Source organism: Acholeplasma hippikon, assembly GCF_900660755.1.
Taxonomy (GTDB): domain Bacteria; phylum Bacillota_I; class Bacilli_A; order Acholeplasmatales; family Acholeplasmataceae; genus Acholeplasma; species Acholeplasma hippikon.
Genome location: NZ_LR215050.1, coordinates 109,465 through 124,015, shown reverse-complemented (window position 1 = coordinate 124,015; position 14,551 = coordinate 109,465). Strand labels below are relative to the sequence as shown.

Below are 14,551 nucleotides of genomic sequence, written 5' to 3'. Positions count from 1 at the left end.
AAATTAGACCTCTCTTTTAAATGCCTCTACAATCGCAAAGTCATTATCTTTAACAATTGCGAGTGATGTAGTTACGTAGTTAATAATGTTTGAAACTCTTTGTGGTGGAACAGCGATGAATAATTGAATCGATAATGAGTTATAGAACTTCATCATCGCATCAATTCTTGATTCATCCATGTTATTAAATGCTTCGTCGAATAAAACGATACATCCTGAATCAACTCTTCTATTTTTAGTAAGTAGTTGTTGGAATGATGCAGCAATGACAATATAGAATGGAACTTGGGTTTCACCACCAGATTTTTCTTTAGATACCTTACTAAAGAATGATTTATTACCATTTTCTGATGTAACTTCAATATCATAACTCATGTAGTAACGGTAATCTAAGAACTGTAGGGCAAACTTATCATTTTCCGGATCAAATGAAGCAATTCTATTAAATAATTCCATTAAAATAACTTCATTTTTCTTCGTTAAGTTTTCAGTAAATAGTGAGTGACTTAAGATTGCATCACTACCCATAATGATGTCATAATATGCTTTAAATTCTGGGTTATCAGAAGGACGAGTGGTAAGTTTATATGTATCTGCACCGAACTTCTTACCTTCTAAAGCTAAGTTTAACTCCTCAATTTGAATTTGAGCAGCTTCAATAGATGCACGTAGTTTACCAACAAATTCTTCTCTAAATCCAATTTCAGAAGCTTTTCTTAACTCAATTGCTTCTTGTTCATACTTCATTAAGTTATTATCACGGATAAGGTTAGCTTCCTTTTCAAAGTGAATAAGTTCACTAATTTCAGGTGCTGCACCGAAGTGGTACTGAATGATGTATTGACGCATTAAGTTAACAACTTCACTTTCAGCTCTTGCATTTTGAGATTGAATCGCAACAGTTGATTGACTTAAATCACGTGTGATAATGTCATAGTTGTTGCTGTAACGTTCTTTTAATGCGCTAAATTGGTTATAAGCTGTTGAAATTAATGTTGGATATTTAACAGTCCAAGTCTTTTGTTCATCAAGATATTCTTGTAAAGAATCTCTTGCTTCTTCAATTTGTTCTAAGATTCTTGTCTTTTCACTTCTTAAATCAGCCATCTTATCAGATAACTTATCATAATCTAAACGTAATTGACGTTTCTTATTTTTAGCATCTGTTAATTGGTTTTCTAATTCAGCAAATTTAGGATTGCTTGAAAGTGTGTTCACTTTTTCTTCTAATTCAACAAATTCTTTTCTTGTTTGTTTGATAACATCAAATAAACGAACCATATTTGTTGAAACAATATGATTTAACTTAGATTGGTTTAATAAGCGTAATGCTTTTTGATTCTTATCAAGTAAATCAGTCACTTTGTTTAAATCAGTCTGTAATTCATTAACTAATTTTTGATCAAGTTCAACTTGCATCATCGTTGCTTGTGCACCAATATAAGGTACTTCATATGTTTTAGGGTTAATTTGACGTGCAGTATAGTTTGAGTAAGTCATACATGTGCGAGTGATTGCACGTTGATGATTTTTTAAGTCTTGTAAGTTTTCTGCACAAATCACATAGCCCATTAACATGTTGACATAGCTTCTAGCATAAGGATGGTCCGTAGAAACTTTTGTTGCTAGTGATTTTGGTTGATGGTTTGTATATTCTCCAATTTTTGAAGTATTTACTAAACCAACACCATAAATACCTAACTCAGTTTTTACGCGATCATATACTTCTAATGCATCGTTAAAGTATAGTGGGTCAATAATTAAGTCAAAGCGTTGACCACCTAAATAACCTTCTAATGCATTACGCCATGATTCATCGTTAACCTCAATTAATTCACATAAAGGTCTAACTCTAATTTCTTTACGGTAGTAACTTGATAATTCACTATTAATCGCATCAATTAATTGTTGAACATTTCTTGGATATGTTTTCACATTACGTTTTAATGCGTTTAATCTTGATTGAGCAATATTGATTTCACCTAAAATATTGCCACGTTGTTTTTCTAATTCTAATTTTTCAACAGATAAGGCACTGTGGAATCCTTGAGCTGCAGCATTTGCCCCTTCTAAATAACTAGTTAGGTCTAAAACTTTAGAGTTTTCTTCATTACCTGTGTAGTATTTTAAGAAGCCTGAAATAGATGCAGAAGGATTTAATTGAACAAAGTCACGATAAATTTCAACTTCTCTGTTTAATGTTTCTTTTAATTCAGAGACTAAACGTTTTTGATCGTTATATTGTTCGCCTTTCTTTTCTAATTGGTCTTTAAGGTTAGATAATGTACGTGTGACATCATCATTATTTTTAGCACTTTCAAGTTCTACGATTTCTGTATCATTATCTTCTACTAATTGGTCTAATGCTTCTTTTTCAGCCTTTAAGACTTCATATTTTGCATTCACCTTATTTAATAGATCTTCTGAACTTGATAAGAAGGCTTCACGTTTTTCAATGAATGCCATTTTAGACATAATTTCATTAATCTTAATTTGATCTAAGTTTTGGTTTAAACCTTCACCAAGTTTAACAATCTTGTCTAGCTTTTCTAACTTTTCTCTATCTAATCTAATTTGTCCTTCAACACGTTTTAATTGTGTGACATTATTCTTTAGACTTTGAATATCAATTGGTTCATCATCTAATAAGAACTCAAAAACAAATGATTGTAAATCAATTGGTCTAAATGCTAAGGCTTTAGGTAAAATCTTAGCGTATTTTTTCGCATCAATGCCAAAGTATTTGGCTAATGCATCACGATATTCTTTTTGTGTGTTAAATGGATCTAAATCTAATTGTAAAGTCTTTAAATAAGCTTTCATTGAACGGTAATCACGTGGTGTTTTACCATCCATAAATAACCCATCATGGATATTTACTTTATCTAAGATATAGAATCTTTCTTTTAAGTGACCATTCTTTGGTAACTCTAAAATACAGCCGATAATACTTGGTTCATCATGTTGTTCATCATAAAATTCTAAGGCAACATGGGTAATAACGTCATTGTTACGTAAGTACTCTTTATTTTCAGCACCAATTCTTCCACGAATATAACCTTCTAAGCTACGACGTGCTTCATCGGTTGCAGCAATATTGAATTTAACACCTGATTTAGCGCCAACAAGTAAGTATTGTAGTGCATCAAGTAACGTTGATTTACCTGATCCGTTTTCACCAGAAATTAATGTATTATCATCAATCTTGATGGTTTGGTCAGAGAATAAGTGCCAGTTGACTAACTTAATCTTCGTCAATTTCTTCATTGTCACTACCTCCTTGTAAGTATTGGTCTAAGTGGTCTAATAAATCTTTAATGTTATCAATATTAACAACAAATAAAATGGTTGGATAAATCTTGATTCTTGCATCATCTCTTAAGTTTTTATCCATGTAATCAATAATGTTATAGTTCTTTAATAATTGTAGACTTGGTTTTAATTTATCTTTTGTCATACGTTTGTTATCTAAGTAACCAACCTTAGCTAACTCATTATGAATATCTGATAAATAAATCTCTACGTTTTCATCTAAGGTAACAACACTCATCTTCGCTTGATAAATCATACGAACGATTAAAAGTAAGATACTTTCTTCTTTCTTTAATCTTAAGTGGTTAAATGATGATTCATTTTTAATGTAAACAACTTCTTCATGTCGTTCAATCATTAATTCAAAGTCAGCTAACGCAAAGTATGCTTCAAAGACATTCTTATAGGCAAGAATAAAACGATAATCATTCGCATCTGCAATCTTTTTTCTTGTAATGTAGTTAACTTGGAATAATTTATTAACGACTCTTGAGAAAGTTTGTTTTTCGGCTTCTTTTAATTGAGCCATTTCTTCAAATAGTTGTTTTAATGCAGCACTTTTCGCAATCATCTTCTTAACCCCTTCTTATAAATTTCAAATTCTTGGAACTTAATTTGCCCGATTCTCACATCATAGTTTAATAATCTGACGTCATATTTCATTCCAACCGATTTACTGAATAAGAAGATTAAGATTAATTTAACGAAGTCTTCATTATCTTCAACATTAATTTCTGAAGCCTTAATATAATCTCTTCCATCCAATAATAAATCAACAAACTTATTAATTTCACTCTTATTAAAGCGATTTGCTTTCATCATTGCTGCAAGTTTTTGTTCTTTAACTTCTTCTGAAATTTCTTGTTGATAGTTTACTTCTTCAGCAATTGCATCCACTCTTGGTCGACGCACCGTTTGTAGTGAGTTATCGTCTAAGTTTCTTGCTCTTACTAAATTAAAGATTTTAGAGTAATCAAACTCTTTTTCTTTTAAGATAATCTTAAATAGTCTATTTAACAATCCTTCTAAATCTTCTGACGTATTTGTTAAGAACATAATCTTTGATGCAGCTGCATTGATGTATAATTCGTTTTTCTCATCAATTGCACTCACTAAGTATTCAATCGCATCGATTGAATCTTTAATATATCTAATTTTTGATTCAACATAATCAAAGGCATCATTATATTCTGTCTTTTTTCTTTGTTTTAAGACTTGATTTGCCATTAATTCTAAATAACTATCATTTTGATAAATCTTATTAATGTTTTCCATGATACTGCGTTTATATCTTGGTAATGAGTCTGTTGTCTTTAATTGGTAGTACGCACTATCAAAGAAATTTGTTTTATAGTCTACTAATAGTCTTTCTAATACTTCATGTAAATCATCATTTTTGTGAGATTGAACTAAGTCATAGTAATAACGATAAATATTTGCTTTTAAAGTTTTTAGTTTTCTTAACACATCATCAATCTTTTTGTAGGATTGTTCGATGATTGTTAAACCTTCATCGATATCAAAAGATGATAAAAGAGAATAAACTGTATATATTTCACCAGTGTATTCCATATTTTCTTGTTCTAAAATTTTCTTTAAAAGATCTAATATTTTAATTGAGTAGTCAAATAAATTTAAGGAAGTCTTATAGTCGCCTAACTCTTCTTCCCCTAACCAGCCATTGGCCTTTAATGTATTAATAACTGCAACAGACTTTTGACGTGATGTAGAAGCTTCTTCGTTTTCAACCTCAAAGGACTCTTTTACTTCATCAAAATAATCTACTAACTTCCCAATAACAAAGTTACGTTCACCTTGGAAAGCATCTTCAATTGAGTTTGTCGCATCATAAATGATGAATAAACAGTCTACATATATTTTTTTATTAGGGGAGGACAATACGTTGAATAAAGTATCTGGTATATGATCAAATAAATTTGCCACAGTATTCCTCCTAATGTTCTATACTTCCATATTGTAACATGTTTTTGACTGAATATCTATTTTTTAGAAAGCGCTATATTTAAATATAAATATAAAAAAAGCATGAGGGCTTAACTCATGCTATCTTTTTATCGTTTGAAATTTTTAACTGTAACTTTTTTACCTTGGTAATTTACAGCCTTATCTTTTCTTAATTTGTTAACAACTTCTGATTTAATACCGAAGATTGTTTCTCCAGATAAGTGCTTGATGTCACCAACATTCTTAGAATAAATTCCGAATTCTTTTTCTAATACTTTGAATAAGTTTTGAGGTGTCATACCATCTTTCTTACCTAAGTTAATGATAAAGTCTTCATATTTACCTGTACGTTTTGGTGCATCTGATTTTTCACCTTTACGACGATCATTTCTTGATGTTTCAGTTCTTCTTGATCTTTCTACCACTGGTGCTAATTCAGGGTATTCTTTCTTAACTGGAACGATTTGATTTAATAAAGTATTTAATAAATGATCTTTCATTTGTTCATCTGTTAAGAATTCATTTAATAATTCCATATGATTTGGCACTTCTTCAGCCATTAAAGCTTTTAATTCATTTTTAAATGCTTTAATTCTTTGTTTGTAGATTGCATTTTCATCTGGGAATTCTAACTTCTTAATATCAGTCTTGATGAATTTAGATAATACTTCAATCATTCTACGTTTACGTGGTGTAACGAATGAGTAAGCTTTACCTTTCTTACCTGCACGGCCTGTTCTACCAATACGGTGAACATAAACTTCGTCTTGTTGTGGTAAGTCATAGTTAATAACAAGTTCAACATCTGAGATGTCTAAACCACGAGCAGCAACATCAGTTGCGATTAAAAGTGATAATTGTTTATTTCTAAATCTGCTCATTACATAATTTCTTTGAGATTGCTTTAAATCACCATGTAATGCATCGGCAGTGAATTTAGCATCTTGTAATGAAGCAGCAATCTTATCAACATCAGCTTTAGTGTTCGCGAAAATAATTGCTGTTTTTGGATTTTCCATATCTAATAGTCTAACTAATAGATTAGGTCTATCTTCATCTTTTACAAGGAAGTATCCTTGAGTAATACGATCAACTGTTAATGTTTCAGCTTCTACTTTTAAGAATTCTGGATTCTTTTGGTATTGACTTGCAATCTTTTTAATGAATGCAGGTAATGTTGCTGAGAATAATACAGTTTGGCGTTCTTCTGGTAATGATTGTAAGATGCGTTCTAAGTCTTCTTGGAATCCCATCTTCAACATTTCGTCTGCTTCGTCTAATGTTAATGTGTTAACATTTGATAGATCAACAGTTTTTCTATCGATGTGGTCGATAATACGACCTGGTGTTGCTACAATGATATGAGGGTGTTTGGCTAATTCTCTAAATTGCTTATCATAACTCTCTCCGCCAACAATGGTTGTTACTTTTAAGGAAGGGTAGAACTTAACAAGTTTTAAAATTTCTTTATAAACTTGCATCGTTAATTCTCTTGTTGGAGTTAAGATTAATCCTTGCGTAACTTTCTTTGTTGTATCAGTCTTTTCGACCATAGGAATTGCGTAGGCAAAAGTTTTTCCTGTTCCTGTTTGCGCTTGACCGATTAAGTCAAGTCCTTCAATCATCTTTGGAATTGCTAATGCTTGAATCGGTGTAGGTGTTGTAAACCCTAATTGATTCAACGCTTCCTTTGTTGTATCTAAAATTGGTAAATCATTAAATAAAAGTGACATTCTATCCCTAATTTCTATTACATTTTTTTAAGCCTTGTTAAGTATACCATATAATATTTTAGAATTGTGAATAATACAAAAAAAAGATGACATTCACATCATCTTTCACAATTTTCTTCACAATATTCGATACCTGCGTCCTTTTCATACATCTGAATCAGTGTTTCTTTTATTTCTTCTTTTGATAAAACACCTACAAGTTTATACCCATGGGACATCGTTATCGTTGGAACTTGATTAATTTTTTGTAGACTCGCATGTTCCATATGATTATTAATGACTTTCTTACTCTTTTCAGTTTCAAGGTTAAGTACTAACTCATCTAAACTCACTTGATATTTATCTGAAATGTTTTTTATCGCTTCATTAATTGAAACTTTATGCATATAGTCACAGAATAAATCTAATAAGACTTCTAATTTTAATCCTTTTTTCTTTAAGAATTGATAAGTCTCATGAAACTTCGTAGAATCATTAAAATTAATAGAACGAAAACTTACTGTTACTTCATCTTTATTTTTAAATGAATCAAAAGCTTCTTTGAAAGACTTTAATGACTCATAAGAATCACAATTAAAGTCGAACCAAAAATCTAGTTTCATACACTCATAATTTCTTTCTTTAGCGCTTCAAAAACAACTTCTTTATTTTCTTCAGTTCTAATTAACTTTGCTTTTGTTTCATCTAATAATGCTTGAGCAATCTTAGATAAAATGACTAAATGTTCTTTATTATAGCTTGTTGGCATCACAATACAGAAAACATCTTTAACCGAAATACCATCAAGTGCTTCATAAGGAACAACTTCTTTTAAACGAAGATAAAGAACCGTTGGAAATAAGACAGATGAATCTTTTGTATGAGGAATACCAATGCCATCACCAACACCTGTTGAGATATCTTTTTCTCTTTTTAATAATGCTTCTTTAATTTCATTAGCTCCAGTAACACGATTTAGATCATAAAGTTTATTTGCTAAATAAGTAAATAAAGCATCTTTATTTTCTACAGTTACGTCAAACTCAATGTGTTCAAGTTGTAATAATTTCATATGTTCTCCTTAACAAAACGCAATTGATTATAAGTTAATTTCCAAGTGATGTCAACTATTATTGTAAGTTACTCATTTGATTTAAGTGAAGCATTCATATCTATCTTATTAATCTTTCCAAACAGTAAAATATCTGTAATGATAATAAAGATTACCGATAAAATCGGTGTAAGAATCCATGTTTGAATCGTTACATTTTCAACCGTACCATAAACAATATAATCTAAGGCATAGCCTAAGAATACATAGCCTAGTGGTAAGCCAATTAAAATACCTAAAAGTGAGATTATAAATATTTCTCTAAAGATATAACCAGAAACTTCTAACTTTGTATACCCTAATACTTTCAAAGTAGCAATTTCTCTTTTTCTTTCTTCAATATTCATATTTGTTAAATTAAAGGTTACTAAAATACTTAAAGCTGCGGCTGATAGTAAAACAATTAAGGCAATTAATTCAATTGAACTTGAACTACCATCCTCAATAACTTGTGTATTATCAAATAAGCCAAACCCTGCAAACACTAAGATTGTTGCCCCCATAATTGAAAATACTGTCATGAAAAAGTGTGTTGGGTATCTAAAGATATTTCTTAATGTGGATTTGTATTTAAACTTTAAATGTTTCCAAATAAAAGGTATTCTCTCTAAGAATAACTTACTTCCTGGTTTTGGACTCTTATACTTTAATAAATTAGCCGGTTTTTCCTTAAATAACTGATGAGAAATTAAGGCAATAGTAATTAACATTGCTACTAATAACACTGCTGAAATGATAATCCCAAATCCAACATGAACTGTATCTGTTAATGGTGGCATCACGACTAACTGATTAAACGCATTATATATTAATTTTGCCAGTGTTTCATAACCTAATGTAATCCCAATAAAGGCGCCTATAAATCCTGCAAGTATAGCAACAAAATAATATCTAAATTGAATTTTTGCAAGACTATACCCTAATGATAAGAATGATCCTGCAATTAATCTGTCATCTTCAATCATTCTTGTCATTGTTGTTAAAGATACAATAATAATGACAATTGTAAAGAAAACAGGGAAGATTGCACTAATGACTTCCATTTTTTCGATATTAGCATCTACTGCCACATGGGTAATCATTTCATTTTTAGTTAAATAAGCTAAATCAGTAGATATGATAGTTTTAATCTCATTAACATGAGCTTCAACTTTATTCATATAAGCTACACTGAAGTTTGATTCTTTGATATTAAACTTTATATAAAGATCTGTTGTAATTGGTAAAGTACGATAATTAGTATCAAAATAAATCACAGTTTCTAAGGCTTTACCATCTAAATTACTAGGAATTTCTTCTTGGAAAATTAAAAGTGGATTTTCTACAATACCTACAACCGTTAAAGTTTGTCCTTGATAAGTAATTTCATCTTCTACTTCATACGCTTTAATCCATTTGGTAGATTTTTCTACTAAGACTTCTGTATTGCTTCTTGGGTATCTACCTTGTAAGAGTTTTAGTTTATTTGTATGTTGTAAGATTGGGTCCATCATATAAATACGGAATCCATCTGCCATATCCATTTCAATTAATGTATCAAAACTTTCTACAAAAGGTAATGAGGTAATCGTGTTAATATCCGCTTCACTTATTCCAGTTTGCGTTTTAGCTTTAATAATTAAATCTGGAAAATTCACTTCTTTATAGTAATCATTAAAAGATTCTTCTAATTGTGCAGGTAGACTGCCTAAACCAGTAGAAAGAGCCACACCGACTGCAATAATCGATGCGATTACTAACATTCTGGTTAATTGACTTTTTAGTGTTCGAAACAATAATTTAATATATGTTTTCATACCCACCCGCCCTTACTTTGAACATTGTTAGTTTTTATAAGAATTACCACTCAATTTCACTGATATCTAGTGGTCTATCATTTTTAACCATGTGTTCAACAGTTCCATTTTTTACATAAATGACTTTATCTGCCATATCTTTTAATGCACTATTATGTGTCACAATAACAACCGTTTTATGATCAACTCTAGCAACATCTGATAATAGCCCTAAAATTGATTTTCCGGTTACATAATCAAGTGCCCCAGTTGGTTCATCACATAATACTAATTTAGGGTTTTTAGCTAATGCTCTTGCGATTGATACTCTTTGTTGTTCCCCACCCGATAATTGTGAAGGGAAATTATGCATTCTATCTTTTAACCCGACTTTATGTAACATTTCTTTAGCATCAAGTGCATCTTTTGTCACTTCAATTGCTAATTCAATATTTTCTAATGCAGTTAAATTGGGCATTAAGTTATAAAACTGGAAGACAAATCCAACATCTGTTCTGCGATATAGTGTTAATTTTCTTGAATTAAGATCACGTAAGTCTTTATCATCAACGATTAAAGAGCCCCTAGTTAAAGTATCCATTCCACCAAGTAAGTTTAATAAAGTCGTTTTACCTGCACCACTTGGTCCAACAATAACTACTAATTCTCCTTCATCAATCGAAAAAGACATCTTTTTTAATGCCTCAATTTCAATTTCGCCAACTTTATATGTCTTATCCACATCCAAAGCTTTAATAAAGTCTTTCTTCATCTTTATTTCCCCACCGTATCTTTCTTACTCTCATTTTATCACGTATAACAAAAAAAATCTTATTAACAAAAAAGTCCTCATAATATGAGAACTTTTTCTTTTGTTGCAATTTACATATTTAATTTTCTTTCTATCATCTGATTAATCCTGATATAAAGTTATCTCTAGGCTCAAACTTATCTAATGAGCTATCTGATGGAATTGTTGGTGCTACTGGATTAAAGTCAACCATAAATTGTAATCCATTTAAAGTCACATCATTCTTCATTTCACTATCCGAATATTCAAGTAATAAATCACTTGCTAAATAAATCTTACTTAATTTCTTTTGATTTAACTCAATTCTTAACTCAAACGTTAATTTCTTTAAATAATCTTTAAATTCTGGTGGCAATGGTAAATTTTCAGTAGTTGTTGTTATAAATTCTATAACTTGTTCTTTAGTAATTAATAAACGAATGGTATGTATATCACCTGTCTTATAGACAGTAATCATTTTATCAACGTATTTAATTTGTTCTAATAAACTATCAGAAATATCAAAATGTAAATTTTCTTCTAATGAGTCAAACATTGATTTTAAAATTTCATACTCATTTTGTGTAAATACGACTTCTTTTGAGCGCATTTGTTTATTATTAAAAGACTCTTCAACAGGATTCCCCTGATTGCTTGTTTTATAAGAACCATTGAGCTGTGCATATACATATCCATTTTTTAATAATAGAAATGATTTTGTAGCTTCAATTCGATTTTGATATTCCAAGTATGAAGTTTTTTGTTCATTGTTTACTAATAATTTATTTAAGTTGAAATACATAATTGACTCAGATGCTTCATTTCCTAATGAAATATATGCTGATGCATCAAATTCAAATTGTATAAGTACCTTATTAGATGAATTGCTTACATTTGGGAGTGGTTCGGCACTTGCCTTAAAATCTCCTTTTGCGGAAATCATTAGTGCATTTGATTTAACATCGCTTAAATTCATTTCATTCAATAATGTAAGTTTTTGGGCGAGTGTTAATTCAACCTGATCTGATTTTTTAAGTGGTGGCATGAAGTTACTTTGACATGCAACCAGTATAAATAATCCAATAGACATTAAAACTAATAATATTTTTTTCATTTCCCCCTCCTATGTCCATATTTTACTTTATTTTTACCAAAAAGAAAAACATACCTAATTGGTATTCCTAATTTGATTGATTTATATAATCATTTAATACTTTAGCAATTTCTTTTCGATAACTAAAGATTTGGTTTAAATTACGTTTTGGATGTACTGCATTTGTTAGTAAGATAAAACCTAATTTGTGTTTTCTATCAATAATCATGTTACATCCTGTAAATCCAGTATGCCCAATTGTATTTTCAAAATCATAATTTTCACCAAAATAACCATTCTTATATGGCTTTTGCCAACCTAAGGCACGGTTCATTTCGATATTATCTTCACTTACATAATTAATTCTATTTTTAAATAATTCATTTAATAAGTCATTATTGATAACAAACTTCTCATTTAAAATACTTTCGATAAAGCGTGCTAAGTCTCTTGCTGTTGAAAATACACCAGCATGACCACTTAACCCTTCACAGGCAAATGACTTTTCATCATGAACCATACCTTGCAGTAAACCGTGATAAACTTCATCTTCTCTAAATTCAGTTGGTGCAGTCTTTTCTTTATTTGGACGATAACTTGTCTCATTCATGTTGAGTGGATGAAAGATAACTTCATCTGCATATTCATTAATTGGCTTTTTTGTGATATTTTCTATCACTAGCCCTAAAAGAATATAGCCAATATCTGAATAAACTACTTTTGTATGTTTTGGGTAAATAATATCTGCTGCTAATGCTTTTTCAATAACTTCTTCTTTAGATTTTAATTTATTTGATCTTTGGATATCAGCAGGTAAACCTGATGAATGAATCATTAAATCATAAACCGTGATATCCTCGTGCCTAAATCCTAAAACATAGTCTTTAATCTGACTATCCAAGGATAGTTTTTTTTCTTCAATCAACTTCATTATCATGGTTGTTGTAGAAACAACTTTACTTAATGAGGCAATATCATAAATGGTATCTTTTGTTACAGGACGTTTTGTTACATAGTCAGTTACACCAACAGTGTCACATTCAATTTTCCCATCATATAATACACAAAATGATCCACCTGGAAAATGATGTGCGTTAGCACCTACTTCTAAAATTTTTTTAATTTCATTAATCATTTTTTTAACATCCTTTACTCGTATCTAATGGGAACAATACCTTTAGGTGTTATTTCACCTTTTAAGTATTTCTTTAATACTTGAATTGAGTTCGGTGTGTATTCGTATAAACATACGTAATTTTTTATTTGTTTTGTGTAGTATAAATCATATGGGTTTCTTAATGAAATGACATGTAAGTCATTATCTAATTTTGCTAATTCATTAATTAAGTTGATTTGGCCCTCATGGTTATTTCCATTATAAGTTGTAAAAATCACTTGGTTATAATTTTTAGCTAACTGAACATATGATTGAATTTCTTCACTTGTTGGGTTAAGTTCAACAATATTTACATCTAAGTTTTTAATTTCTTTAACTGGACCAATTAATTTTGTATTACCTAATGCATCATCAGCAATATTTAGCACAGCTGGTAAAATGCCTAGATAGAGCGCTTTATCACTTAATTTGATTGGGTTTCCCTTAATTAAAGTTAAAGCATCTTCAACGACTTGATAACTAAATTGTTGATGTTTTTTATTATCAACTATTGGAATGATTGATTCATATGATTGTTCTAAGTCTAAGTGTATTAATTCTTTTTTATGTTCTAAGATAAGTTTCACATGATTATCTAATGTTTCCATTGTGATTCTTCCATCTAAAACAGCTTGTTTAATGTGTTCTATTGTTTCTATTCTTGGCTGATGTGAATGACATACACATACTAAGTTAACGCCTGCATTAATTGCACGCACACATGCTTCTTCAGTTGTGTATTTATCAACCACACCTTTCATCCCCATACCATCTGAAACAATTAAACCTTTAAAGCCAAACGAATCACGAAGTAAATCTGTCATGATTGACTTAGATAATGTTGCCGGGTGTTCATCTTGTGTTAAATTAGGAAAGTTTATATGTGAACTCATCACACCTTTAATCCCATGATTGATTGCGTGAATGAATGGTTTAAATTCCACTTCTTTTAATCTTTCTAAATCATGTTTGATGACTGGTAAACCTAAGTGTGAATCTATATTTGTATCACCATGACCTGGAAAGTGTTTAGCGGTTGCTACTACATTGTACTCTTGTAAACCTAAAGCAAAAGCTGTACTATATGCTGCAACCACATCTGGGTTATCAGAAAAACTTCTAACACCAATAACTGGATTTTTAGGATTATTATTTACATCCATTACAGGTGCTAAATTCATGTTAATCCCTAACGCATTTAATTCTTCACCCATTATTTGACCAAGTTTATATGCATTTTTTACTTCATTTGTTGCTGAAATTGTCATTGCACCAGGAAAGAATGTTGAACCATTAAAAATACGTGTAACCATTCCACCTTCTTGATCAATTGAAATGAATAAAGGAATTCCAATTGATGATAGTGCTAATTTTTGTAAGTTTTTATTTAAGTTGAATAATTGTTCTGCACTTTGAACGTTTCTGGCAAATAAAATAATATTACCTAAACGGTACTTCTTAATTAAATCAATGATATCATCATTAACGGTTAATCCGTCAAATCCGAACATACATAATTGACCAATTTTATCATCTATAGACATTTGATTAATATCATAATTAAACATGTGCTTACACCCTTTTTTGTATAGTAGTTTAAGTCTATCTTAACATATATAATGTTAAATAATCTTTCA

General features: G+C 30.1%; 11 protein-coding genes. All 11 read right to left on the bottom strand.

The annotated features are described in order from the left end of the window. Window positions 1-3 precede the first annotated feature (3 nt). Window positions 4-3,267, bottom strand: a complete 3,264-nt coding sequence (locus EXC59_RS00645) for an ATP-binding protein (RefSeq protein WP_035368985.1) — start codon at window positions 3,265-3,267, stop codon at window positions 4-6. Beyond that, window positions 3,245-3,883 (bottom strand): DUF4194 domain-containing protein, encoded by a 639-nt coding sequence (locus EXC59_RS00640; protein ID WP_035368983.1) that lies wholly within the window; start codon window positions 3,881-3,883, stop codon window positions 3,245-3,247. The genes EXC59_RS00645 and EXC59_RS00640 overlap by 23 nt, the downstream gene beginning before the upstream one ends. Further along, window positions 3,880-5,256 (bottom strand): Wadjet anti-phage system protein JetA family protein, encoded by a 1,377-nt coding sequence (locus tag EXC59_RS00635; protein ID WP_162163976.1) that lies wholly within the window; start codon window positions 5,254-5,256, stop codon window positions 3,880-3,882. Before EXC59_RS00635 ends, EXC59_RS00640 begins: the two co-directional genes overlap by 4 nt. A 128-nt stretch (window positions 5,257-5,384) precedes the next feature. Further along, window positions 5,385-7,010, bottom strand: a complete 1,626-nt coding sequence (locus tag EXC59_RS00630) for a DEAD/DEAH box helicase (RefSeq protein WP_035368979.1) — start codon at window positions 7,008-7,010, stop codon at window positions 5,385-5,387. Window positions 7,011-7,108: 98 nt separating this feature from the next. Beyond that, the gene (locus tag EXC59_RS00625) at window positions 7,109-7,612 is read right to left on the bottom strand and encodes a hypothetical protein (RefSeq protein WP_162163975.1); all 504 of its coding nucleotides are present in this window, start codon (window positions 7,610-7,612) and stop codon (window positions 7,109-7,111) included. Continuing rightward, entirely contained in the window at window positions 7,609-8,061 is a 453-nt protein-coding gene (locus tag EXC59_RS00620) for a PTS sugar transporter subunit IIA (RefSeq protein ID WP_162163974.1), read from the bottom strand. The genes EXC59_RS00625 and EXC59_RS00620 overlap by 4 nt, the downstream gene beginning before the upstream one ends. A 68-nt stretch (window positions 8,062-8,129) precedes the next feature. Then, window positions 8,130-9,896 (bottom strand): FtsX-like permease family protein, encoded by a 1,767-nt coding sequence (locus EXC59_RS00615; RefSeq protein WP_035368973.1) that lies wholly within the window; start codon window positions 9,894-9,896, stop codon window positions 8,130-8,132. A gap of 43 nt (window positions 9,897-9,939) precedes the next feature. After that, window positions 9,940-10,647 carry an ABC transporter ATP-binding protein gene (locus tag EXC59_RS00610; protein WP_035368971.1) on the bottom strand — a complete coding sequence of 236 codons (708 nt, stop codon included), beginning with the start codon at window positions 10,645-10,647 and terminating at the stop codon, window positions 9,940-9,942. 133 nt (window positions 10,648-10,780) lie between these two features. Beyond that, window positions 10,781-11,779 carry a hypothetical protein gene (locus tag EXC59_RS00605; protein WP_162163973.1) on the bottom strand — a complete coding sequence of 333 codons (999 nt, stop codon included), beginning with the start codon at window positions 11,777-11,779 and terminating at the stop codon, window positions 10,781-10,783. A 67-nt stretch (window positions 11,780-11,846) separates the two neighbouring features. Further along, window positions 11,847-12,893, bottom strand: a complete 1,047-nt coding sequence (locus EXC59_RS00600) for a serine hydrolase domain-containing protein (protein WP_035368967.1) — start codon at window positions 12,891-12,893, stop codon at window positions 11,847-11,849. Between the two features lie 14 nt (window positions 12,894-12,907). Further along, window positions 12,908-14,482, bottom strand: coding sequence for a beta-N-acetylhexosaminidase (nagZ, locus tag EXC59_RS00595; RefSeq protein ID WP_035368965.1), 1,575 nt, complete (start codon window positions 14,480-14,482; stop codon window positions 12,908-12,910). Window positions 14,483-14,551: the final 69 nt, after the last annotated feature.

Excerpts from the sequence above, each read along its gene's own strand:
- EXC59_RS00630 (WP_035368979.1), bottom strand. The coding sequence starts at position 7,010 with ATGTCACTTTTATTTAATGATTTACCAATTTTAGATACAACAAAGGAA.
- EXC59_RS00605 (WP_162163973.1), bottom strand. The coding sequence starts at position 11,779 with ATGAAAAAAATATTATTAGTTTTAATGTCTATTGGATTATTTATACTG.
- EXC59_RS00600 (WP_035368967.1), bottom strand. The coding sequence starts at position 12,893 with ATGATTAATGAAATTAAAAAAATTTTAGAAGTAGGTGCTAACGCACAT.
- EXC59_RS00615 (WP_035368973.1), bottom strand. The coding sequence starts at position 9,896 with ATGAAAACATATATTAAATTATTGTTTCGAACACTAAAAAGTCAATTA.
- nagZ (WP_035368965.1), bottom strand. The coding sequence starts at position 14,482 with ATGTTTAATTATGATATTAATCAAATGTCTATAGATGATAAAATTGGT.
- EXC59_RS00645 (WP_035368985.1), bottom strand. The coding sequence starts at position 3,267 with ATGAAGAAATTGACGAAGATTAAGTTAGTCAACTGGCACTTATTCTCT.
- EXC59_RS00620 (WP_162163974.1), bottom strand. The coding sequence starts at position 8,061 with ATGAAATTATTACAACTTGAACACATTGAGTTTGACGTAACTGTAGAA.
- EXC59_RS00640 (WP_035368983.1), bottom strand. The coding sequence starts at position 3,883 with ATGATTGCGAAAAGTGCTGCATTAAAACAACTATTTGAAGAAATGGCT.
- EXC59_RS00625 (WP_162163975.1), bottom strand. The coding sequence starts at position 7,612 with ATGAAACTAGATTTTTGGTTCGACTTTAATTGTGATTCTTATGAGTCA.
- EXC59_RS00610 (WP_035368971.1), bottom strand. The coding sequence starts at position 10,647 with ATGAAGAAAGACTTTATTAAAGCTTTGGATGTGGATAAGACATATAAA.